24 protein-coding genes are annotated in these 22,379 nt (G+C 40.2%); 1 reads left to right on the top strand and 23 read right to left on the bottom strand.

The genetic code is table 11. The features are described from left to right. Window positions 1-8: 8 nt before the first annotated feature. Both DLJ48_RS06010 and murI read right to left on the bottom strand, forming a co-directional pair. Entirely contained in the window at window positions 9-539 is a 531-nt protein-coding gene (locus tag DLJ48_RS06010) for a YfcE family phosphodiesterase (RefSeq protein WP_128686589.1), read from the bottom strand. Beyond that, entirely contained in the window at window positions 536-1,381 is an 846-nt protein-coding gene (murI, locus tag DLJ48_RS06005; protein WP_128686588.1) for a glutamate racemase, read from the bottom strand. Before murI ends, DLJ48_RS06010 begins: the two co-directional genes overlap by 4 nt. 63 nt (window positions 1,382-1,444) lie before the next feature. Here murI and DLJ48_RS06000 point away from each other — a divergent pair, with 63 nt between their 5' ends. Next, complete coding sequence (locus DLJ48_RS06000) at window positions 1,445-1,870, top strand: YslB family protein (RefSeq protein WP_128686587.1); 426 nt, start codon at window positions 1,445-1,447, stop codon at window positions 1,868-1,870. On the opposite strand, the gene zapE is transcribed toward DLJ48_RS06000, so the two are convergent. The 21 genes from zapE to atpF all read right to left on the bottom strand — a co-directional run bounded on the left by zapE (window position 1,871) and on the right by atpF (window position 22,368). Then, window positions 1,871-2,674, bottom strand: coding sequence for an AFG1/ZapE family ATPase (gene zapE, locus DLJ48_RS05995; RefSeq protein WP_128686586.1), 804 nt, complete (start codon window positions 2,672-2,674; stop codon window positions 1,871-1,873). Then, window positions 2,671-3,942: a DnaD domain protein gene (locus DLJ48_RS05990; RefSeq protein ID WP_128686585.1), complete on the bottom strand. Its 1,272-nt coding sequence runs from the start codon at window positions 3,940-3,942 to the stop codon at window positions 2,671-2,673. The genes zapE and DLJ48_RS05990 overlap by 4 nt, the downstream gene beginning before the upstream one ends. After that, window positions 3,939-4,562 carry a dephospho-CoA kinase gene (gene coaE / locus DLJ48_RS05985; RefSeq protein WP_336622553.1) on the bottom strand — a complete coding sequence of 208 codons (624 nt, stop codon included), beginning with the start codon at window positions 4,560-4,562 and terminating at the stop codon, window positions 3,939-3,941. Before coaE ends, DLJ48_RS05990 begins: the two co-directional genes overlap by 4 nt. Further along, window positions 4,541-5,365: a bifunctional DNA-formamidopyrimidine glycosylase/DNA-(apurinic or apyrimidinic site) lyase gene (gene mutM / locus DLJ48_RS05980; protein ID WP_128686584.1), complete on the bottom strand. Its 825-nt coding sequence runs from the start codon at window positions 5,363-5,365 to the stop codon at window positions 4,541-4,543. The genes coaE and mutM overlap by 22 nt, the downstream gene beginning before the upstream one ends. After that, a complete protein-coding gene (locus DLJ48_RS05975) occupies window positions 5,358-5,888 on the bottom strand; it encodes an NUDIX hydrolase (protein ID WP_128686583.1) in 531 nt (176 codons plus the stop codon). Before DLJ48_RS05975 ends, mutM begins: the two co-directional genes overlap by 8 nt. Window positions 5,889-6,075: 187 nt before the next feature. Further along, a complete protein-coding gene (locus DLJ48_RS05970) occupies window positions 6,076-6,711 on the bottom strand; it encodes an ATP-binding cassette domain-containing protein (protein ID WP_128686582.1) in 636 nt (211 codons plus the stop codon). Beyond that, window positions 6,708-7,397: a DUF1430 domain-containing protein gene (locus DLJ48_RS08585; protein WP_243148530.1), complete on the bottom strand. Its 690-nt coding sequence runs from the start codon at window positions 7,395-7,397 to the stop codon at window positions 6,708-6,710. The genes DLJ48_RS05970 and DLJ48_RS08585 overlap by 4 nt, the downstream gene beginning before the upstream one ends. After that, window positions 7,390-8,877 carry a hypothetical protein gene (locus tag DLJ48_RS05965; protein ID WP_243148529.1) on the bottom strand — a complete coding sequence of 496 codons (1,488 nt, stop codon included), beginning with the start codon at window positions 8,875-8,877 and terminating at the stop codon, window positions 7,390-7,392. The genes DLJ48_RS08585 and DLJ48_RS05965 overlap by 8 nt, the downstream gene beginning before the upstream one ends. A gap of 187 nt (window positions 8,878-9,064) precedes the next feature. Beyond that, a complete protein-coding gene (gene polA / locus DLJ48_RS05960; protein WP_128686581.1) occupies window positions 9,065-11,800 on the bottom strand; it encodes a DNA polymerase I in 2,736 nt (911 codons plus the stop codon). Window positions 11,801-11,805: 5 nt separating this feature from the next. Further along, the gene (locus DLJ48_RS05955; protein ID WP_128686580.1) at window positions 11,806-12,939 is read right to left on the bottom strand and encodes a D-alanine--D-alanine ligase family protein; all 1,134 of its coding nucleotides are present in this window, start codon (window positions 12,937-12,939) and stop codon (window positions 11,806-11,808) included. 72 nt (window positions 12,940-13,011) lie between these two features. After that, window positions 13,012-13,989 (bottom strand): DUF2785 domain-containing protein, encoded by a 978-nt coding sequence (locus tag DLJ48_RS05950; protein ID WP_128686579.1) that lies wholly within the window; start codon window positions 13,987-13,989, stop codon window positions 13,012-13,014. Continuing rightward, the gene (locus DLJ48_RS05945; RefSeq protein ID WP_128686578.1) at window positions 13,986-15,209 is read right to left on the bottom strand and encodes an FtsW/RodA/SpoVE family cell cycle protein; all 1,224 of its coding nucleotides are present in this window, start codon (window positions 15,207-15,209) and stop codon (window positions 13,986-13,988) included. Before DLJ48_RS05945 ends, DLJ48_RS05950 begins: the two co-directional genes overlap by 4 nt. A 3-nt stretch (window positions 15,210-15,212) precedes the next feature. Next, window positions 15,213-15,425: a DUF2969 family protein gene (locus DLJ48_RS05940; RefSeq protein WP_128686577.1), complete on the bottom strand. Its 213-nt coding sequence runs from the start codon at window positions 15,423-15,425 to the stop codon at window positions 15,213-15,215. Between the two features lie 8 nt (window positions 15,426-15,433). Beyond that, window positions 15,434-16,558 carry a rod shape-determining protein gene (mreB, locus tag DLJ48_RS05935; protein WP_128686576.1) on the bottom strand — a complete coding sequence of 375 codons (1,125 nt, stop codon included), beginning with the start codon at window positions 16,556-16,558 and terminating at the stop codon, window positions 15,434-15,436. A gap of 38 nt (window positions 16,559-16,596) precedes the next feature. Further along, window positions 16,597-16,818: a DUF1146 domain-containing protein gene (locus DLJ48_RS05930; RefSeq protein ID WP_165438701.1), complete on the bottom strand. Its 222-nt coding sequence runs from the start codon at window positions 16,816-16,818 to the stop codon at window positions 16,597-16,599. Window positions 16,819-16,872: 54 nt separating this feature from the next. Next, on the bottom strand, window positions 16,873-17,301 hold the full coding sequence (locus DLJ48_RS05925; protein WP_128686575.1) for a F0F1 ATP synthase subunit epsilon: 429 nt from the start codon (window positions 17,299-17,301) through the stop codon (window positions 16,873-16,875). A gap of 7 nt (window positions 17,302-17,308) precedes the next feature. Next, entirely contained in the window at window positions 17,309-18,706 is a 1,398-nt protein-coding gene (gene atpD, locus DLJ48_RS05920; protein ID WP_128687098.1) for a F0F1 ATP synthase subunit beta, read from the bottom strand. A gap of 103 nt (window positions 18,707-18,809) precedes the next feature. Beyond that, a complete protein-coding gene (gene atpG / locus DLJ48_RS05915) occupies window positions 18,810-19,721 on the bottom strand; it encodes an ATP synthase F1 subunit gamma (protein WP_128686574.1) in 912 nt (303 codons plus the stop codon). Then, window positions 19,721-21,283: a F0F1 ATP synthase subunit alpha gene (gene atpA, locus DLJ48_RS05910; protein WP_128686573.1), complete on the bottom strand. Its 1,563-nt coding sequence runs from the start codon at window positions 21,281-21,283 to the stop codon at window positions 19,721-19,723. Before atpA ends, atpG begins: the two co-directional genes overlap by 1 nt. Then, window positions 21,284-21,838: an ATP synthase F1 subunit delta gene (atpH, locus tag DLJ48_RS05905; RefSeq protein ID WP_128686572.1), complete on the bottom strand. Its 555-nt coding sequence runs from the start codon at window positions 21,836-21,838 to the stop codon at window positions 21,284-21,286. Next, window positions 21,838-22,368, bottom strand: a complete 531-nt coding sequence (gene atpF / locus DLJ48_RS05900) for a F0F1 ATP synthase subunit B (RefSeq protein ID WP_128686571.1) — start codon at window positions 22,366-22,368, stop codon at window positions 21,838-21,840. The genes atpH and atpF overlap by 1 nt, the downstream gene beginning before the upstream one ends. Between the last annotated feature and the right edge of the window lie 11 nt (window positions 22,369-22,379).

Here is a 22,379-nt window from a genome sequence, read left to right as displayed (position 1 = left end):
TTCTCGAATTATCTCTTGAAAGTTTGTTGCAAAGAAGCTATTTCCTGAAAATCCCTAGCAAAATATCGAACAACAAATTTTTTTGCTGAAACAGTTAAAATCACGTAAGTACCGCCAATTTCGCGTCGTGGTCCGCGGGGATATGTTGTTGAGCCTGGATTAATAAATAATTTATGATCATATTCTCCAGTAAAAACAACATGTGTATGTCCAAATAAAACAATGTTAGCTTGCTGTTTTTCAGCTAACTCATCAAGCATTTGCAAACCATCAGCAACTCTGGCCAAATGTCCATGAGTTTGGTAAATTATGATATCATCTTTTTGATTTTTGTAAACATTTTCAATCGGATAGCCGTCGTAAAAATCCATATTGCCTAAAACAGTGTGAATTCCCTGCCATATTGGGTCGCCATCGTCGAATTCCGAATCACCATTATAAAATATTGCTGCAATCTCGGGATCGTGCTGATATCGATGAAGAATTGCTTCGAATTCTTGCCGGTCGCCATGCGTATCGCTGAAAATTAAATAATTCATTTGTGAAGACCTTTTTCAGTAATTTGCAATTCTCTGACCGTTAAATGATCGTTAGCCAGCCATTCTTGCGCGAATTTTGAAAAGCGTTTGATACTTCCCGTTGTGTAGTAAACATCTGCCAAATGGTTATTTGCTAATGAAGAATCATGCAATTGGTGCTTTTGTGCCAAAATTTCAGCTGTCTGGCCAATTTCTGCCAGCGCTGGATCTACAACTGTAACAGCGGGGCCAACAGCCCTTTGAATCTCTTTTTCTAAAATTGGAAAATGGGTACAGCCTAAAACCAGTGTATCTGGCTTACGGCCATCAAGATCTTCATGTATCCAATCATGCAAAGCATCGTATATGATCTGCGTCGCTTCTACCGTACCGGCTTGATCATGTTCAACCAGTTGAACAAACTCTGGTAGCGCCTTTTGGCGAATCACGAGATCGGCATTTAAGGCTTTGAGCTGCTCATAATAGGTTTTTGATTCAACTGTTGACTGAGTACCAATGACATTAACATGCAAGTTTCTCGTTGCATTGATACCGCTAACAGCACCTGCATTAATAACACCAATGACCGGTATCGATAAATGTGCTCTTAAGGCCGGCAGTGCCTGCGCCGTAGCAGTATTGCAAGCGACAACCAGCAGTTTGATATCATGCTGTTCAACTAGAAAATCAGCCATTTGTACAGAGAACTTCTTAATTTCTTCAGCCGGACGCGGACCATAGGGCATGCGCGCCTCGTCACCAACAAAATAGACCGATTCATTCGGTAATTGTTTTAAAGCTTCGCGGACAACAGTCAGACCGCCCAAGCCAGAATCTATGTAGCCAATTGCTCGATTATCCATATCTATAGTATAGAATTTTAATGAAACTTTTCTGAACACTTACAAAAAGCTATACTAACAAGTGTGAAAAAGGACGCATACAAAAAACTTTCAGAGTTCCAAAATAATCAGACAGCCTTCTCATTGGCTTTGCTTCGTGATGGCATCTTAAACGATATTTTAAAGGATGATGCCGATGACATTCTTTATTATGCAGGCAAAGAAGTTGCTCGGCAATTCTATACAAAAACATTAAATGGCATTCAAGAATTCTTCTCAGCTGCCGGCTGGGGCGATATTGAAATATCATCGCAAAAAGCAGGCAAAGAAACTTGGCTGCTGCTTGGTGATGCTATTAAATTAAGAAATGCTGCAACTGATAAGCCCTCTTTTTTTCTTGAGGCCGGTTTCTTAGCTCAAGAAATTCAGCAGCAAACTCATCGGTCGACTGAATGCTCTTATCAATCAGATGATAAGAGTCGTGTCATTTTCAGTGTCTTTATTGACTGATCAGCGATGGCTTTCACCACCCATTTTGATTTCATTGCTCAAAAATTTGATTCTCTCAGCGATCCGAGCCGCTTTGATCGGTTCTGCAACTCCACGCGCCACGGCTAGATACTGGTCTTGCAAGGACTTAATATCAAAATTAGAAGTAAAAAAAGTTGGCCGCTGATAATTCATTCGATCATCCAAAATGGCGGCAATGACATTATCGCGAAACCAAGTTGTCAGATCACCAGCACCTAAATCATCAAAAACAAGCACGCGGCTATGCGCAATTTTGCGAATCAACCGTTGTTTTTCCAACATTTGACTTTCATTTAAGCGATTTATCAAGGCAGAAATAGTTACAAAAGCGGTTTCAACATGCTTAGCTGCGAGTTCATTGAGCATGGCTGACATCAAATAACTTTTGCCAACACCGAAATTGCCCCACAAATAAATGCCCTTACGAAATTTTTGATCCAAGGTGTAATGTTCTACGAAACTGATCGCAGCAATAAAAGCTTCATTACGCTGCTCATCGACCTGAAAATCAGCAAAGGAAACATTCGATAGGCTCTTAGATTGTCCAATTCGCAATAAATTTTCCGGCAGTGCATCCGTCGATTTTTCATAGAAAATATCAATTTTATCATCAATTAAAAGTAATTTTGGATCATAATCTGGAAATAAGGGCTGCTGCGTTTGACTAATATAGTCATTTAAAACATCCAAATTATCTTCCAGCAGCTGCTGTTTTTCCGTAAGACCATTCTCGTTAATAAATTGGCTGATTTGTGCATTTTTTAAAATTTCATCCAGTTTCATGAAGGTTTCTTCTCTCGCTGATATTTGGCTAAAGCATCTAATGCTAGCTGGTTATCAGTTTTTTTAGCGCTGCCGTAGTCGATCTTTTTTTCTTTTTGAACCAGTTTATATTTCGAATAACGTTTTTCACTTTGCTTTTCTTGCCGAGATTTAACCGAAAGGATCGCCTCACCAGCATTTTGAACGTGCGACTGCAAAAAAGAATCGGCAATTGCTTGTGAAAGAGCCGCTGGCAAATTAGTTGATTCCATCCCCACTAATATCTGATGAATTAAAATATTGATCACTTCCGGTTTTAATCCGAGATCAACCAAATGATCAATATTCTTTTGTTCGGCGCTCGTCACAATACCGCCTCGCATTTTTTTTAATTGAGCTAAAAATTGAAAAGGCGGAAGTCCTTTAGCTGCTTGAACAAGCTGCCGTTCGTCACGATTGAGTTTAACTTGCTCATGTCCTTGAACAACAGCTGCCGATACAGGTACTGAGTCTGATTCGGGCAATTTCAATGCCAATTTTTCAAGCTGTTGACGAAAAAGTGTGTGATCAACCGTTTTTTTGTCGATCAAAAGAGCACTCGCCAACAGATCGATCATTTTTTCTTCGGAAAATCCATAAATCAAATGCTGTGAAAGAATGAAATTGTGTTCCTTAGCGACTTCATCTGGGGAAACACCATATTTTTTCAAACTTGCAGCCACTAAATCAAAATTAAAAGTATCTTTATTCTCTTCAATCAGCGGTTTTCTAAGTTTTTTTGCAGACAAGGATGCCGTCGCTACATCAGGCCGTTTCAAATTAATATTGCCAAATGCTTCATAAAAATTAGCATTCATTTTCACAGCGGATAAAGGCATGGCTTCTTTTTGCAGCTGCATCGATAATTTTTGGAATCTAGCTTTCCCAGCAACACTGAAAAAAAAGCTCGAAAGTAAGTCATCGGCAAAAAAAATCTCTTTAGCCAAAGGCTTTTTAATCACAAACAACAAATTTCCAGCCGATAAATAACTGTTCAGCAGCCCAGTCGCCTCTAACTTTTTCCGAGCATCATCAAAGGCTAATAGAGAAATATTCAGTAAATCCAGCAGTTCGTTTAATTGGTCATTAAAATCATCGAAATTCTGTAAAGCTAAATACGCAGCAAAAGCATCCGTGCCAACCATCGGCAAATAGAAATCAGTCAAATTTTTCAAATCGTTGCTGTCAAAATTAACGACTTGAATTCTTAAATGCCAGTAAGCGTTTAATTGTGTTTGTTTTTCAATCATGGATGTAAGTCATTTTCAGAAATAAACGTTAACACTGCAGCTTTTAGATCCGATCGATCGCCCGTATTATCGATGACGAAATCAGCCATTTCGGTTTTGCTTTCAAGCGGCATTTGGGCAGCAATTCTATTGCTGGCCTGTTGTTCGGTTAGATGATCACGAGCAATTATCCGATCTAACCGTGTTTTTTTATCTGCATTTACAACGATCGTCGCATCCATTTTTTTATCCCAGCCGCCTTCGTAAAGTAAAGGAATATCTAAAATCAGCGTCCGAATCCGGCCTTCGTTTTCAAAAAATTCCATGCGCATTTGCACCAGCTGTCGGATCGAAGGCTGAATAATGGCATTTAATTTTTTCAGCGCTCGAGGATTTGCGAAAACGTTTTCGCCTAATCTTTTGCGATTCAAAGAGACACCTTGCATAATTTCGAGCCCAAAAGCCGCCTTGATCTCTTCCAATTCAAAACGACCCGGCATGACAACTTGGCGAGCAACTTGATCAGCATCAATAATCGTATAACCCAATTCGCGAAAAATAGTTGAAACGGTGGTCTTACCGCTGCCGATCCCGCCAGTCAGACCAATTTTCTTCATTTTTATTTCTGACATTTTTGGCAATAAGTCGTTCCTCTTTGTGCTAACTTTATTTTAATTAATTTCTCACCATCGCGCTCACAAGATTGGCCAACTCGGCCATAAACATGCAGTTTATCCTGCATATGTCCCGACTCCCCTGCTGGATCAATAAAAGAATGAACCGTTGACCCACCGTTTTTGATCGCAAAAGCCAGCTCGGAAATGATGTTCTCACGCAAATTATCGGCTTCAGTTGAATTGATCTCATTGGCTGGTCGTAAAGGACTGATTCTGCTTAACCATAAAACCTCATCTGCATAAATATTTCCGATGCCAGCAAGATTATTTTGATCTAGCAGCCAAGCTTTGACGGCTTTTTTAGATTTTTGTAATCGGTTGAAAAAATAAGTCGAAGTCAATGTCTGTTCAGTCGGCTCTGGTCCCATTGATCCAATTGACTTGACCGCTTTAGCCTCGTCACCGGTTTTCACAAGCTGCATTCTGCCAAATTTGCGTGTATCATCGTAAAAAACTTGGTTACCATTAACTAATTGAAAAATTGCTTCAGTATGTTTGTGCGGCGCTTGATCGGACTCTTCGACCGAATAACGTCCTTCCATACGAAGGTGGGAAACGATCGTCGACTGATTATCAAGCCGAATCAGCAAAAATTTACCGCGTCGATCGATTCGCGTCACAATCGAGCCGGTCACTCGTTTTAAAAATTGTTTTTCATCGGTCACAAGCAGTTTGGGATAAAGCAGCTTGACCTGCTGAATTTTTTCATTAGCGAAATATTTTTTTAAACCGCGTCTAACCGTTTCGACTTCTGGTAATTCAGGCATGCTCTCCTCCAAATAAATTGTTGCCAATTTGTGTGACGTAAGCTAAATGATCCGACGGAAAATACGGCAAGGCCTCGTTCAAAGAAACAAATTTCGCTTGTTCAAGCTCTGATTTTTGAATAATGATCTGCTCAATTTGGATATCAGCTTTAATCACATACCAATCATCAAAAGTTGGCCATTTTTTAAAACTGGCGACAAAATCGCTCGCGGCAAAGGGCAAGTCCAAGCCGATCTCTTCTTTGACCTCTCTTTTAATTGCCAAGATCGAATCCTCGCCTGCCAGCACGGAACCGCCAGTCTCTGCTTCCCATTCTCCTGGACGACCAATTTTATTAAAAGAACGCTGCTGGATCAGGACCTCTTGATCAAAGTTAAAAATTGTTGCATTGGCCAATAAATGCCACTCATTTTGTCCAAAAGCCTCGCCCCGCCGTTTGCTGCCAACTAATTGACGGTTTTTATTCAACAGGTCCCAATACTCACCTAATTTGTCAGCTCGATTATCAAATTTGTTGCTCATCTTATCTTTGCTCCGTAATATCTAGTGATTTTTGAAAATCGATCCAAATGCTTCATATTGCATTTTAACATCTTGAGCTTTCAAGCATTGTCAGAATACAAAAAACGATATCCAAATGCTAACAAATTCATTTTAAATCGTTTGCTACTTATGATATCGTTTTAATTCCTTACTTTAGTAAGCCAAATCAGCCTATTTCAATCACTCTCGGGATTCGCTTGGCGAGTTCTAAATCATGCGTGACCATGATGATCGTTTTTCGATTCGCGTTCAGTTGCATCAATAAATCAAAAACTAAGTTTCGATTATCTTTATCAAGTGCAGCGGTCGGTTCATCAGCCAAAATTAATTCCCCAGGTTTGAGCATCGTTCGTGCAATCGCTAGCTGCTGCTGCTCGCCGCCGGAAAGCGTTGCAACAATTTCCTTGTTTCTGCCTGATAATCCGACTCGCATGAGTGCTTGATCAATTTGTAATTGTTGATTTTTCTTTGTTAATTTAGTGTATTTAAGTGCGAGCAGTAAGTTTTGCTGGACTGTCAAATTATTCACTAAAGCAAAATTTTGAAACAAATAATTGATTTTTTGACGAATCATTTTCGTAGCAGCACTGGAATTAATTTTTGGCACACGTTTATCATCAATTAAATAGCTGCCTTGATCATAATTATCAAAAAGACCCAATATATTTAAAATGGTCGATTTCCCAGAACCTGATTTACCGACAATACCTATAAATTCGCCAGACTGAACCGTTAAATTGAAATGATCCAAAATTCTCTTATTATTATAGGATTTTCCTAAATTATTCAATACTAATTTCACGACAGGCCTTTCAAGATTTCATTGATTTTTTGCGATTCAATTTTGCTTGTGCTTAGGTAAACGGTCAATAATTCGCTCAGATATAACACCATACATCCGATTACGACAAAATGTGACTTTAAAAGTAGGCCAAAAAGAGCAGCCCGCGAATCAACAATCGTGATCAGGCCATACATATCGGCATATTTGCGCAAAGCAGAATAACCGATCAGCCTTTTCACGAACAATTGCTTTTGATGCGCAGCTTGCCAAATCATGTTTAACGAAATAATTGTTTGCACAATGGCAACCAACAGTACAACTAAAAACGAACTCCATGCTGCCAAGTTTTTATAGAATAAGGATCGATCAGCAGACAAACTATCTTTAATGCTGCCAAACGATAGTTGATTATCAGACAAATTGTTTGCCTGAATTGCTTGTTGAAATCGTCGACTATCAACAACTTTTTTATCTAACTTTAACGGATTATCAATGCCAGTCACCAGCAAATTCATCGCATTAAGATCATCCAAGCTTCCTGATGTCATGACTTCGATGATTGGCTCTTTTAATCGCCTGGAATCGCTGGAATCCCAAGAACTAAAGGACCTTGAATTTTGATAATACAGCAATTTAACTGGATGCTGTGTCAAATAGTCTTGCACTTGTTTCTTATTTCTGGGATCGATATCACCATTACCCAAGATCGCAAATTTTTTGGAAGAACTTTGTATATTTTGTATAGCTGCGATATTTTATCGGCAATAAATAATAGTGAGTCTTATCTGTGTTTTCAATCACGATTCTGTGCCCATGGTCATCAATGATATGATACTTTTTTAACCCAGATGGTGATAATTCAAGCTTTGAAAAACTCGCAATGTCCGGCAGACCCCAAAAACGATAGACATCTTTTTGTGCCGCTGTGTTTTCATTCCACTCAGAGTATGCCCATAGCACACCTGACATGTCGGCTATTTGAGCATAAAATTTCTTGAAATCATTTGTCAATTTGTTCGATTGATAAGTAAAACTCGCAGCATCATTCCCTGCGGCGATTTCAGACAGAACATGATATTGATCACGTTGCTGCCAATTCTTCATTTTCTTTTCATTTAAATAAAGCTGATTAGCCTGATAATCGATTGCCTTTAATATGTAGACGGATAGTCCGGTTGCCAGCATAAATAGATAAGCCACAAAGGTCACGATCAATTTGGACTTCAAATTAGCTTTGATAAAATCTGAAATCTTTTGATTATGAACAAGAATATATTGAAAAATCATGTTAATCAGTAATAAGACCAATAAAGGTATTTGTGCAGCAAACAGAATTGGATAAATTGAACGATCTATCTCTGAAAAAATAACTTTTAATAGCGATATTTGCAGCGCCATGACTATTAATAACACAAATAAATTATTGCCAATATCAGTTGAAATAATCTTGAAGTCTGAATAACCTAATAATTTTTTGACGCCGATCAACTGGTGTTCATGGTAAACCGAGAAAATACCCAGGACAATAATAACCAAGGACAATAAAGCAAATAAAGTTAGCATTAAATAAAAACTGATCGAAATACTATGTGCTTTAAATGCGTGTTGAGTTAGTAAATTTCTTTCAGAAATTCGAGTAAGTTCAGAAAAAACAGTTATTGCTCTTTGAATATTTGTTCGATCATCAGAAAAAAATTGATACTGGCCATTAATCGTTTGGGTACTATTCAGTATGCTGGTCAATGAATTTATTTTGACACTGCTGGCGTTCAACAAATTGAATAAATGGCTGTGATGACTATCTAAATTTTCCGTCGTCCAAATTCTTTTGCTGCTTAGCGTGTTAATACCGGATACCTGCAAATGATTATATTGATCCGAAAACTTGATAATATCATGAGGGTCATAAATGCCAATTTCGTAACTAGCTGCTAGGCCCACATCGTCATCGACTCTCACGATACCAAGCTTATATTCGTCGGCCACTTTAACCAAAGTGGCCAATATCTCTTGTTGTACTTGCACTGTATCGCTTGAATTAACATTAATTATTTGCCTTTTTAAGACAGATTGATGAGCATCATTTGACCATTTTTCAGAGTCGTTGAATTGGATAAATAAAATTGCCGCCAGCATTAGCACAATGCTCGCGACAAAAATTGATAAATATTTAACTATTTTCATAGATACTTTTTTCCTCTCTTAACCGCCAGCCGAATTAATTCGAGAAAATAATTCAGACACTCGAAGATCCTTTATTCAAAAAAATCGTAACACAGTGTGTGGTACAGTGTCGAACGTTATTCATATTTTGACAAACAAAAAACAGCCGAACTTACAGCTGTTTTTGAGATTATTTGCGATCTGGTCTTTATTTTTCGTCATACCAATTAGCACCATGATGTGCTTGAACTCGTAAAGGAACATTCAGTTTAATAGCAGAATCCATCACTTTTGGTACCAGTTCGGCTAAAATGTCGATTTCATCTTTCGGTGCCTCGAAAATTAATTCGTCGTGCACCTGCAACAGCATTTTTGCCTGCAGTTTATTCGCTGCCAAAGCCTGGCTCATTTTAATCATCGCGATTTTAATGATGTCAGCGGCCGAACCTTGAATCGGTGTATTTGTAGCCGTCCGTTCAGCAAAAGATCTCAGATTGAAGTTTTTGCTATGAATATCCGGCAAATAGCGGCGACGGTGGGCGATCGTTTCGACATAACCTTGTTTATGCGCCAGCGCAATGATGGCATCGATCCATTTTTTAACCTCTGGAAATTCTTGAAAATATGTTTCAATAATTTGTTTCCCTTCTTGTCGAGAAATACCCAAACGCTGGGCTAATCCAAAATCCGAAATACCATATACGATACCGAAATTAACCGCTTTAGCACGTCGGCGCTGATCAAAACTGATTTCCTGACCCTCTTTTAAAGCAAAAATAGAACGAGCAGTTGCCGCATGAATATCTTCGCCTGATTCAAAAGCCTGTTTTAAATTCTGATCGCCGGTCACATGAGCCAAAACACGTAACTCAATTTGCGAATAGTCAGCGCCAAATATCTGCCAATCATCATGACTGGGCACAAAAGCCTTGCGAATACGTTTTCCCTCTTCGTCGCGATCAGGAATATTCTGCATATTCGGATCAACAGAGGACAAACGGCCAGTCTGAGTCAGCGTCTGCAAATAGCGTGTGTGTATTTTGCTATCGTCCGGATCAACGACATCCAACAGCCCCTTCACGTAAGTTGAATTTAGTTTGGCTAACTGGCGATACTGCAAAATCAGGCTAACAAAAGGATACTGTTCAGCCAATTCTTCAAGCACTCCGGCAGCTGTTGAAAAACCAGTTTTCGTTTTTTTGATTGGCGGGATCCCCATTGTCACAAATAATAATTCTGCCAGTTGCTTGGGCGAATTAATGTTAAATTCCTCACCGGCTTCCTCATAAATTTGTTTTTCCAACTCAGAGATCCGTTTGTCAAATTCTTGGCCCAACTTTCGCAATTCTTTTTGGTCCAGCTTGATACCCGTGATTTCCATTGAAGCTAAAACGGCAGACAAAGGTAACTCGATCTGCCGATACAGATCCACTTGTTCATGATCAGCGAGCTTGCCCATGGACGGTTCATAAAGACGGCTGATCGCTGAAGCCTTTGCAGCCAAATGGTTGAAGAGCGTCTCATCGTTATCTGGGATTTGAAATTTTGCACCGGTACCATAAACGTCAGCGTCTGACTCAAGAAAAACGTTGAAACGGCTAGCTAAAGTCGACAACTGATTATCATTATCTGTGGTATCTAGTAAATACGAAACCAGCAAAAAATCAAAGTCGATATGCTTGATTTCTAATCCTAAGCGATGCAATAGCACAGTTAATTCTTTAGCATTAAAAACATTTTTCGGAAGATCACTTTTAAACAGTTGCCTCACAACAGAAGAATTAAGCAGTTCTAAGTCACGCGAAGCAAAATAGCCCTCGTCTTCATTGCCTAACACGAAAGCAGCAATGCGGGCAGTGTGATAATTATCCGAATCCGTTTGAAAATAAATTGTCAAATGATCTTTGATCGCGAGCAAATGGTCTAAATTAGCAGCCGTTAATTCAGCTAATTGATCTGTCGATTCTTTTTGTGCATCTTCACTTAGCATGCTGGCCTTTTGAATCGAATGGATTTTGGCCAGTTGTGATTTAAAATCTAATTCCTCATAAAAAGGAATCAGTTCAGCAAAATTGATCGCTTTATTCGTCAGTTCTTCAAGCTTTAAAGCGACCGGTGCATCAGTTTTGATCGTTGCCAATTGATGAGCCCGATAAGCACTCTCTTTGTCCTTAATTAGATTTTCTTTTAGTTTGGAAGCTTTCATCGTGTCGATATTAGCGTAAATACCGTCCAAGCTGCCAAACTGATTCAATAATCTAATAGCCGTTTTTTCGCCAACCTTTGTCACACCTGGATAATTATCCGAAGTATCGCCCGTTAGTGATTTCATTTCCACTACTTGCCGAGGACTGATGCCACCCCATTTATCTGCCAAAAAAGCTGGCGTATAAATGTCCAAGTCCGTAACGCCTTTTCTTGTAACGTTGACCGATACGTTATTCGTAACAAGTTGTGTAAGATCCCTATCTCCGGTAATAATCGTTGTTTTGAAGCCTGCTTGTTCGGCTATTTTTGAATAGGTACCGATAATATCATCAGCTTCAAAGCCTGGTAGCTCATAGGAATGAATGCCATGTAAATCAACCATTTTTCTCAAGTAGGGAAACTGCTCCGACAACTCCGCTGGCGTTGTCTGCCGATCACCCTTGTAGTCATCATATATGTCGCCGCGAAAGGTCGTCGATCCTTTGCCGGCGTCCCATGCTACTAAAGCATAATCAGGCTGCATCTTGTCAACGATCTGATCAAAAAAATTGTTGAAGGCAACAAGTGCATTCGTGTGTAGGCCTGTATGAGCGACCATACGATCGATTTGATTGTACATAGCATAAAAAGCGCGAAAAGCTAAAGAATTTCCATCAATTAATAAAAGTGTTTTTGTCATTAATTTTATTTTAACAGTCGTTTTCCAGCCCAAACAAAAATGCCCACTTCTGGACATTAATTTTACTTTTTAATATCAAATTGACCAAGTTTTTCCGAACCGAGTTCTTTAAATGAATAACTGATTTTCTGTTGCCGTTTAAACTCATCAAAAGCCAGCTCGATCATTTTTTCCACCTGCTGTTGACGACTCATACCGGCCGATTCAAACAAAATTGGAAATAGGCTCATATTCGTATTGCCAGGCAGCGTATTGGGTTCACTGAGAAATATCTCGCCATTGTCACTCATCAAAAAATCAATTCGAGCCAAACCCTTAATTCCCAAAACACGATAAGCTTTGATGGCCATTTCCCTTAATTCTTGGCTTTTATCATCGCCGATCTGAGCTGGAATTTGATACTTCATCTTTGAATTATCAACGAATTTGTTCTTGTAATCAAACCAGCCGGCACCATGCACTTGGCCAGGCGCCCAATGTGCGCCGATCGGGCTGGTTATAATGCGATCATTGCCCAATAGGCCAATTTCTAATTCGGTAGGATTTTCAACAGCTGCTTCCACCAGCACCTTTTCGTCATACTGAAAAGAATCCTGCAAGGCTTTTGCGTAACTTTCCGCACTGTCAACGCGTGAAATACCAACAGAAGAACCTTGATTAGCTGCTTTAACAAAGACTGTAGATCCTAGTTTTTTGCTCACGGACTCCCACTTCGGTTTTTCAGTATCACTATGAAAAATAACTATGTAACTTGTATTTCTAATGCCATTAACCGTCATTAATTCTTTCGTGATGACCTTATCAAAGCTGATTGCATGTGACCTTAGCCCGGCACCGATAAAAGGAATTTGCAATAAACGGAAGAGACCTGCTAATGTGCCATCCTCGCCCAAATTTCCATGCACTGCGGGAAATAAGAGATCAAGTTTTAAATCTCTCAATGCATCAATTGAAACTAAAATGCCACCGTCATTAGCTGGCAATTTCGCTAATAGCTTATCTTCATCTTCGCCAAGAAGAATTCGTTTGGAAATACCAGTGGCGATCATCATTCCTTTTTTAGAAATCAAAACTGGGAAAACATCGTATTTATCAGGATCTAAGACATCATAATAATTTTTAGCTGAACGCTTGCTGACGCCATGTTCTGACGAATTGCCACCAAAAAAAAGACCGATGCGTATTTTTTCTGCCATATTCGCTCCTATTTAAAATAAAAAAAGAAAACCTAGAACCTTAACAATCTCATATATGCGGCGACTTGTCAATTAGTTCAGGTAATCCCTAGTACTCTCGATATAATCGACAATTGATGTAGGAAAACTGTCTTTTTGGAGCAACAAGCTTTGCAGCAAACGATTACGATTATAGATTTTGTTCCAGCCAGCTTCTGTAGCTACGGTCATCTGGGCCGTCAGACCTTGGTGCCAAAACTTTAAGACGCGTAGAAAATAGTCTTCATAAATTTCGTTCAAATTAGTAATATTAGCCAAATAAGCTGCAACACGTGAGTCTTCTCCTGCAACAAAAGGTATCGGACAATTGTGATAGCCCACTAATTGGGTCGCTAATAGCAAAATTTTGTCCGACCTTTTGACTTTCGGGTTGCTGCAAAGCAGGTCCCAAACATTACCAATATTCGTAAAAGCATGTGCCCAGCCTTTTTCTCCGACAAAACCTCTTCCGTCCTGTTCAAGCAAGGCATAAGCAGCTGTTTGATCAATAATTCGGCCCAGCAATTGATCATCAATAAAATTCAATTGATTGTCAGCAGTTAAAAGCTGACTCAAAAGCAGCAACGAAAAAGAGCGCTGAAAAACAGCATCATTGATAGGCTCTAATATATGGCTGAAAAGTCGATCATCAGCGACCAAATAGTTGGCTATCCATCGCATTTGTTCTCGACTAAGTGCTTTATTAGATATCAAATTGGCTAAAAAATAAAAAGCGCCACGATCACGATAAACTGGATTCGTTGAAGCGAGCTGTCTCAATATTTCAAATAATTGGTCATCAGTTAATAAAACTTTTTTGACCTGAATAAATTTTTCAGATGTTTTCTGAATCAAGGCTAAAGTTGCATCGCCGCCATCGATCGGTTTAACAATAGTTTTTGATCGTTTAGACAAACGTCCAACTAAATTTTCCAATTGGCTGTTTAGGGACTGATAGATGTGCCCAGCCGCTAATTTTTTTCTTGCTTCGGAAACAGTCTCTTTCACTAAAGTGATCTGGTCATCCATTATTTAAAATTGGTCTCCTTTTTGGCGAACTCACTCGTAAAGTTGTGATACTGCATACTAAGGGCCAAGCCGATGCCAATCATATTAGCAAGTAAAGAAGAGCCGCCTTGGCTAATAAAAGGCAATGGTATGCCGGTCAACGGCACTAAATCAATGCTCATGCCAATATTTTCAAAAACATGGAACAATAGCATTAACACAACGCCAGAAACAACATAAGCATAAAACGAGCTTTTCGTATCAAACACACGCCTGATCATGCTGTAAATCAAAAGAAAATAAAGCATGATCAACACAAAGCCACCAACAAAGCCCAATCCTTCACCAATAACGGAAAAAATCATATCAGATTCTCGAACTGGCACGTAAACACTAATATTACTCAAGCCTCTCCCAAATATTCGACCTGATCCGATCGCTTTAATTGATTGATATAGTTGGTAACCCGATTTAGTTGTGTCATTACTGCCAGGATCTAGCCAGTCATCCACACGAGCGAACTGATAAGCCTGAAAGCCAATGTTTGCCAAAAAATTTCTGCCAATTGTTGTGGTAACGGCAAAAATAGCCAGTCCTGCGATCGCTGCAAATGTCGCACCAATTGGAACCAGGATCCGGCTCAAGATACCAGATACCAAGAAAATACCCGCAAAAATTGCGACAAAGACCAGCATCGAACCAAAATCATGCTGCAAGAGCATCAGCACAATGACAGGGAAAGTTACCAGCAGCATTTTCCCGATCAAAATAAAATCCGAAGTTAGAACATGTTCGGCATATTTTTGGTTGTGCGAATAAACAACTCTGGACAGCATTAATATCAAGGCCGGCTTCATCACCTCTGACGGTTGAAAAGTAAAGCCGCCAAAGGCTAGCCAGGACTTGCCGCCATTACTATCGAATAAAGCTCTGTTATAGGCAAAAAGAACAAAGATCAATAAAAAAATACCAAATGCATATGTGATCGGCGCCAATCTAAAAAGCTGCTGAGCATCCAAATGCATTAAAACAATCGCAATTCCCCAACCAAAGATCCACCAAAAAGATTGCGAAATCAACGCACGAAGCGGCGAGGCACTGGAATCAGCTTGAACCGCTAGATACAAAGCGACAAAGCCAATTGCCATTAGGGACAGAACGATAAAAATAATAGGCCAATCAATTTGCGAATCGTCACGCCATTTAAAGGTAGTACCTCTGTTTTTTAAACCAGGATTCTGCATCGTTTATGCTTGCCGCAAGTTAAAATTAGAAATGACAGCCATAATAGCCTGATCTTGTTTCTTAAATTCACCAAGAAAATTATCCCAAGAATTCCTCGCTAAAAAAAGCTCCTCTTTTTGAGTAACCTTGCCAACTGTTTCACCGGCAATTTGAACACTAAGAGCATCGCCTTCTTTAACTAATTCAACTTGATAATTTTTTTCTCGGTTAGACATTAAATTGATCACTTTTCTATTTTATTAATATGAATATTATTGGATTCGATTTGGGTTTCTTGATCTAGTTTCTTCTTGTACGCTGGATTGCCAATGCCTAAAATCTGATGTGCATTATGCCGCTCTCGTTTTGCATACTCCAGTAAAGTACCAGCACCCTTTGCAACATTATCTAGCGGTGAATCGGAGATATTAACAGGCACATGCAATTCCTGCTGCAGCAATGCATCAATACCACCGCCTTTAACTTTAGAGCCCAGTAATGCACCACCACCAGTCAGCATAATACCGCGATCAATAATATCACCAGCTAAACCAGGCTGGATTTCACCCAAAATTTCTTTAGATGCACGCACAATAGTATTCAAAGTCGCATGCATGGCTTCTTCGATATCATTTGAGTCGATCGTGACCTGTTTGGGCAAACCTTTAACTGAATTAGCATCATTTAAATCCTGTCCGCGAATCGTCATTTCAATCGGATCAGTCACTTGCAAAGCCGAACCCACTTCTTGTTTAATGCGTTCCGCCATCGGTGTACCTATCAAAATGCCAAACTGTAAACGCAGATAACGAATGATGTCTTGAGTAAGTTGATCCCCTGCCATCCTCAAAGACTGGCTGGCAACGATATCGCCGCCAGATAAGACAGCAATATCCGAAGTACCGCCGCCAATATCAATAACCATGCTGCCGACAAAATCAAAAATATCCAAACCAGCTCCAACAGCCGCAACTTTTGGTTCGTATTCTAGGTAAACATTTGCGCCACCTGCAGACTGAGCTGCTTGGATAATTGCTTTTCTTTCAATTTCAGTGATATTTGTAGGCGCACAAATCATGATATTTGGTCGACTCATCCAGCCTTTAACTCGCAATTGGTTGACAAAAGTGGTCAGCATCGCTTCGGTGGCGTCAAAATCAGAAATAACACCATCTTTTAAAGGGCGGACGACACGAATATCTTGATTACCACGATCTATCCATTTATACGCATCTGAACCAATTGCTAAAACTTGATCAGTCTTAGCGTCAATCGCAACAACTGAAGGCTCGTTTAAAGCAATGCCCTGACCTTCAACATAAATCAAGACATTTGCTGTTCCTAAATCAATTCCAATATCTTTAGCCATAAAACCTCGTTGTCAATTATAGCACGGTCAAATTAGTGTTACCGCTGAAAACTCTCACTAAAACTAATGATTAAATTACCCATCGTCAAAAAGAAATTGGCTACAAAATAACCCACAATAATTGCTAAAAAAGCCCGTAATAATTGGATCTGTCTTTGCGCGTCTTTGACGATAAATTTCTCAAACTCAACATTTTGTAAACTCCAAAAAGCCATGTAAACACAAATTAAGGTAAACAAAAACTGAAATAAACTTTGCATGCTTCTGATTGTATACAAAAAAGACGCAGCGAACTGCGTCTTTATCAGAATTTATTATCGAATCTTAGAAGTATTAATTCGGTTAATCGCTCGTGCCAAGGCAACTTGAGCTCTAGCTCTCTCATCGGAAGTTTTTGCATTACTAGCCCGAGTCTTCGCACGCTCCTCAGCAGCTTGGGCACGACTAACATCGATATCCCGGGAATTTTCAGCAGAGTCAGCAACAACAGTCAAAACATTGCCACTGAATTCAGCGAATCCACCATTAACTGTGTAGAGATCCTCATGATCACCACGATGGATCCGCATTTGAGAAATTTTTAATGCCACCACAGCGGGAATATGGTTCGCCATAATGCCTAATTCGCCAACCGGTGTATCCAGAACAGCCAAACTGATATCTTTCTCATCATATACAGTCCCATCTGGAGTTACGATATTGGCCGTAAACTTATTTTTAGTTGTGGGAAAGTCATCTGCCATAGTCTAATCACGCCATTTTCTTAGCTTTTTCAACAGCCTGTTCGATCGAACCGACATTTCTGAATGCTTCTTCAGGAAGATCATCATGTTTGCCATCAAGAATTTCCTTAAAGCCGCGAACAGTATCAGCGACCGGCACATATTGTCCAGGTACACCAGTAAACTGCTCAGCCACTGAGAATGGCTGGCTCAAGAAGAATTGGATACGACGAGCGCGATTGACGATCGTCTTTTCTTCATCGGACAATTCATCCATCCCTAGAATCGAAATAATATCCTGCAATTCTTTATAACGTTGTAAAACGTGTTGGACTTCTGTTGCGACTTCGTAATGTTCAGTACCAACAATATCAGGAGTCAAGGCACTCGAAGTTGATTCAAGCGGATCGACAGCTGGATAAATACCTTGTTGTGTCAATGAACGCTCAAGGTTGGTTGTAGCATCCAAATGAGCAAACGTGGTTGCCGGAGCCGGATCAGTATAATCATCAGCCGGCACATAAACAGCTTGAATCGAAGTAACAGATCCCTTTTTAGTTGATGTGATACGCTCCTGCAGCTGACCCATTTCTGTTGCTAATGTTGGCTGGTAGCCAACAGCTGATGGAATACGACCCAACAAAGCAGAAACTTCTGAACCAGCTTGCGTAAATCTGAAAATATTATCAATGAACAAAAGAACATCTTTGCCTTCTTGATCACGAAAATCTTCAGCCATTGTTAGTCCCGTTAGAGCAACACGCATACGAGCTCCAGGCGGCTCGTTCATCTGCCCATACACCATAGCGGTATTCTTCAAAACGCCGCTTGCCTTCATTTCATAATACATGTCATTTCCTTCACGAGTGCGTTCTCCAACACCTGTGAAAACAGAAATTCCATTATGACCCTGAGCGATGTTATGAATTAATTCCTGAATAAGAACTGTCTTGCCAACGCCGGCACCACCAAACAAGCCGGTTTTGCCGCCACGAAGATAAGGTTCAAGCAAATCAATAACTTTGATACCTGTTTCTAACACCTCGGCCGAAGTGGTTAACTCATCATATTTAGGTGCTTGACGATGAATTGGGTGACGCGGAATGCTTGCCGCAATCGGTTCGCCCTCATCAACTGGCTCGCCTAAAACGTTGAAGACACGTCCTAAGGTTTTTTCACCAACAGGTACCTTAATTGCTGCACCAGTATCCAAAACTGTCATGCCACGGGTCAAGCCATCCGTAGAATCCATTGCGATCGTCCGAACAACATTATCGCCTAAATCAATTGAAACTTCGATCGTTAGCTCGGACCCATCGGTTTTTTGGACCTTTAAGGCATTATTGATATTCGGCAATTTTACGCCATCCGGGAATTGGACATCGACAACTGGTCCAATGATCTGAATCACACTGCCCTGCGCCAAATTCTTCTCATTCGAAACAGAGGCCGTCGTCTTAGTGGACTTTGAACTACTTGTTTTGCGAGTAGTTTTTGTTATTTTTTTTTCTGCCATCTATTTCTCCTTTCTACTGCAATGCAGCCATACCACCAGTAATTTCTGTAATTTCTGTCGTGATAGCCGCTTGTCTAGCTCGATTATATTTCAATTCAAGTCTAGAAATCAAATCTCTCGCATTATCTGTTGCTGCTTGCATAGCATTAGCAGATGCAGCGTGTTCTGCCGTTTTAGCATCCAGAATCGCACCATATAAAAGCGATTGAGCAAATTGAGGAAGCACGGCTTTAAGCAAGCTTTCCGGTGCTGGTTCGAATTCATATGATATCGGCTGGTCTTTATATTTGTCTGCCAACAAATTACCATTATTATCACGTTTGAAATTTTCAGCTCGAATCGGCAAAACTTGTTGATTCAAAACCTGATTTTGCAAACGGTTAACAAAATGGTTGAACACCAATTCCAAGGCATCGAACTTATGGGCCGCATATTGTTTCGTAATTTCTTTAACGAGTTCAGAAACTTCCCAGAACCTAGGAACATCAGTCACGTCTCGATCTTCAAAAGCAATTGTATAGCCTTTTTTAACGTAATAGTCAGCGCCCTTGCCACCAATCGCAAAAATTACCGTATTGTCTTTAGTTAATTTTTGTTCTTGCATCAGCAGATCTGTTTGTTTTAAAACCTGATTATTATATCCACCAACTAAACCACGATCAGACGTGATAACCAAGATAGCCGTCGTCTGAATGGGCCGCTGAGTCAAAAACGGAATTGCATCACCATTTTGTTTATCAAGCAAATGGGCAAACGCCAAATGTGCCACGATCGCCTCGACATGATTGGCATAATCAAGATATCCAGAAGTATGCTTTTGTATTTGCGCAAGCTTGCTAGAGCTGACCATTTGCATGGCACTAGTGATCTGGCTGGTTTTTTTCGTCGAATCAATTCGACGACGAATATCCTGAAGGCTGGCCATTATTTATCAGCTCCTTCTTTAGCTGTCGGGGCAGAATAATCACTCGGTTCAACACTTTTAGAAAAATGCTTTTTGAAGGCCTCAACTGCCGCATTCAAATCGCTTTCATCCGGCAAATTACCAGTTTTCTTAATTGCCGTGAAGAGCTTGTTATAGGTTTTGTTTCCAGTGATGAAATCAACCAACTCCTTTTGGAATCTTTGAATATCAGAGACATCAATATCATCCAAATAACCATGAGTCAATGAATAAAGAACCAAAACCTGATGTTCGACCGGCATTGGCTGGTGCAAAGGCTGATTAAGCACTTCGACCGTTCGACGACCACGAGCTAATTTAGCTTGAGTTGGCGCATCCAAATCTGAACCGAACTGAGCGAAAGCTTCAAGTTCATGGTAAGAAGCCAAATCTAGGCGCAATGTACCAGAAACTTTTTTCATCGCTTTGATTTGAGCATCGCCGCCAACACGAGAAACAGAAGTTCCAGCATCAATTGCGGGACGATTGCCAGCATAGAATTGATCAGAATCCAAGAAAATCTGGCCATCCGTGATCGAGATCACGTTAGTCGGAATATAAGCCGAAACATCACCAGCCTGAGTCTCAATAATCGGCAAAGCTGTCATCGAGCCACCACCCAATTCATCACTGAGCTTGGCAGCGCGTTCGAGCAAGCGACTATGAAGGTAGAATACATCACCAGGATAGGCTTCACGTCCAGGTGGACGCCTCAGAATCAAAGAAAGCTCACGATAAGCCGTTGCTTGTTTGCTTAAGTCATCGTATACGATCAAAACATGTTTGCCGTTATACATGAAATATTCGCCAATTGCAGCACCAACATAAGGGGCCAAGTAAAGCATTGGTGCTGGTTCAGAAGGACCGGCAGAAACAACGATTGTATAATCCAATGCACCCATTTCACGCAAAGTTTCAACCTGGGTCCTAACTGTAGAGTCCTTTTGGCCAATCGCAACATAAACCACGATCATATCCTGATCTTTTTGATTCAGGATCGCGTCAATGGCCAGAGAAGTTTTACCAGTCTTACGATCGCCAATAATCAGCTCACGCTGTCCTCTTCCGATTGGAACTAGGGCATCGATGACTTTGATTCCAGTTTGTAAAGGCTCAGAAACTGATTTACGCTGCATAACGCCAGGAGCTTTAAACTCAACCGGACGTGTATGTTCAGTTTTGATCGCGCCATTGCCATCAATGGGTTCTCCCAAAGCATTCACAACTCGACCAATCATAGCCTCACCAACTGGCACTTCCATAACTCTGCCAGTTCGCTTAACCGTATCGCCTTGACTAATGCCATCAAAATCACCAAGAACGATAATTCCTACTTCGGATTCTTCGAGGTTCTGTGCCATGCCATAGACACCGTTTTCAAATTCAACCAATTCGCCCGACATTGCGTTGGCTAAGCCACTAGCTCGTGCAACACCATCGCCGACATAAGTAACAGTACCTACTTCGTCAACTTTTAATTGGGCGTCATACTTTTCTAGCTGCTGTTTTATCAGCGAACTGATCTGATCAGATTTAATTGCCATTTATGACTCCTTTCCGACTGCATGTTTAATATGCTTATTAAGCTGCAGCAACTTGTTTCTAACTGATCCATCAATTGTTTTAGAACCAGCGGTTAAAATAACACCGCCGATCACATCAGGATCGATAACGTTTTTTATTTCGACGTGATCATAACCAAATTGTTTTTGCGCAATTTTACTCAAACGATCACTTTGTTCGTTCGTAATTGCTACTGCAGTTTTTGCAGTCACTAAGGAATGATTGATCGAAACATTAACCAGTTTTTCAAGGCGTTCAACGATTCGTTCCAACAAACTAAAATGACGATTATCCGCCAACGTTTCCAACAGATTTTGCGTTACTTCAGAAGTACCCTTATCAAGGGTACGAATAAAAGACTCTTGTTGATCGCTTGAAACGGAAACATCATCTAGAGTCTCAGTCAACACTTTGTTGCTCTCAAAAACAATTTCAATCGTTTGCAACTCGGATAAAACCTTTGCTGCTTGTTTGCCTGAAACCGCCATCAAAGCCTGAGCATAATTATTAATAATTCTATTTTCGTTAAAAGACATCAGGATTTCTCCTCAATCGAACTGTGTTGTTGCTGAACTTCAAGTTCGGAAATAAAATCATCAATCAATTCTTTATGCTTATTAGCTGTAATTTCTTCACCGATGATACGTGAAGCGATCGAAACAGATAAATCTGCAATTTCATCTTTAGCCGAATCAAGTGCGTCGCTTTTAATTTGTCGAGCATCCTTTTGGGCTTGACGGCTAATAGAATCGGCATGAGCTTGAGCAAGGTCGACAATTTTCTTGCCTTGATCATCTGAGGATTTACGAGCATTTTCCATCAAGTCAGTCGCTTGAGCTTGGCTCTCTTTTAAATTATGGTCAGCAACCGTCTGAAGTTTTTGAGCATCAGCTTTAGATTTTGCAGCAGCATCCAAATCGTTGTTAATTTGGTTTGCACGTGTGTCCATCATCTTAGTGACCGGACCCCAAGCAAACTTTTTCAAGCAGTATAGGAGCGCGATGAAAGTGAGCAACACATAAATTGCTGAACCACCTGGTATTTCAATTGCAATTGTTGTCAGCATACTAGTCACCC

It is taken from the genome of Oenococcus sicerae (assembly GCF_004102045.2).
Lineage (GTDB): Bacteria > Bacillota > Bacilli > Lactobacillales > Lactobacillaceae > Oenococcus > Oenococcus sicerae.
Note: the sequence above shows the minus strand (reverse complement) of the source record. Positions and strands in the feature narration are given on the sequence as shown.

Bases quoted from the DNA above. Each gene is read 5' to 3' on its own strand.
- DLJ48_RS06010 (WP_128686589.1), bottom strand. From the start codon at position 539: ATGAATTATTTAATTTTCAGCGATACGCATGGCGACCGGCAAGAATTC.
- murI (WP_128686588.1), bottom strand. From the start codon at position 1,381: ATGGATAATCGAGCAATTGGCTACATAGATTCTGGCTTGGGCGGTCTG.
- zapE (WP_128686586.1), bottom strand. From the start codon at position 2,674: ATGAAACTGGATGAAATTTTAAAAAATGCACAAATCAGCCAATTTATT.
- DLJ48_RS05990 (WP_128686585.1), bottom strand. From the start codon at position 3,942: ATGATTGAAAAACAAACACAATTAAACGCTTACTGGCATTTAAGAATT.
- mutM (WP_128686584.1), bottom strand. From the start codon at position 5,365: ATGCCTGAATTACCAGAAGTCGAAACGGTTAGACGCGGTTTAAAAAAA.
- DLJ48_RS05975 (WP_128686583.1), bottom strand. From the start codon at position 5,888: ATGAGCAACAAATTTGATAATCGAGCTGACAAATTAGGTGAGTATTGG.
- DLJ48_RS05965 (WP_243148529.1), bottom strand. From the start codon at position 8,877: ATGAAAATAGTTAAATATTTATCAATTTTTGTCGCGAGCATTGTGCTA.
- polA (WP_128686581.1), bottom strand. From the start codon at position 11,800: ATGTCCAGAAGTGGGCATTTTTGTTTGGGCTGGAAAACGACTGTTAAA.
- DLJ48_RS05955 (WP_128686580.1), bottom strand. From the start codon at position 12,939: ATGGCAGAAAAAATACGCATCGGTCTTTTTTTTGGTGGCAATTCGTCA.
- DLJ48_RS05945 (WP_128686578.1), bottom strand. From the start codon at position 15,209: ATGCAGAATCCTGGTTTAAAAAACAGAGGTACTACCTTTAAATGGCGT.
- DLJ48_RS05940 (WP_128686577.1), bottom strand. From the start codon at position 15,425: ATGTCTAACCGAGAAAAAAATTATCAAGTTGAATTAGTTAAAGAAGGC.
- mreB (WP_128686576.1), bottom strand. From the start codon at position 16,558: ATGGCTAAAGATATTGGAATTGATTTAGGAACAGCAAATGTCTTGATT.
- DLJ48_RS05930 (WP_165438701.1), bottom strand. From the start codon at position 16,818: ATGCAAAGTTTATTTCAGTTTTTGTTTACCTTAATTTGTGTTTACATG.
- DLJ48_RS05925 (WP_128686575.1), bottom strand. From the start codon at position 17,301: ATGGCAGATGACTTTCCCACAACTAAAAATAAGTTTACGGCCAATATC.
- atpG (WP_128686574.1), bottom strand. From the start codon at position 19,721: ATGGCCAGCCTTCAGGATATTCGTCGTCGAATTGATTCGACGAAAAAA.
- atpA (WP_128686573.1), bottom strand. From the start codon at position 21,283: ATGGCAATTAAATCTGATCAGATCAGTTCGCTGATAAAACAGCAGCTA.
- atpH (WP_128686572.1), bottom strand. From the start codon at position 21,838: ATGTCTTTTAACGAAAATAGAATTATTAATAATTATGCTCAGGCTTTG.
- atpF (WP_128686571.1), bottom strand. From the start codon at position 22,368: ATGCTGACAACAATTGCAATTGAAATACCAGGTGGTTCAGCAATTTAT.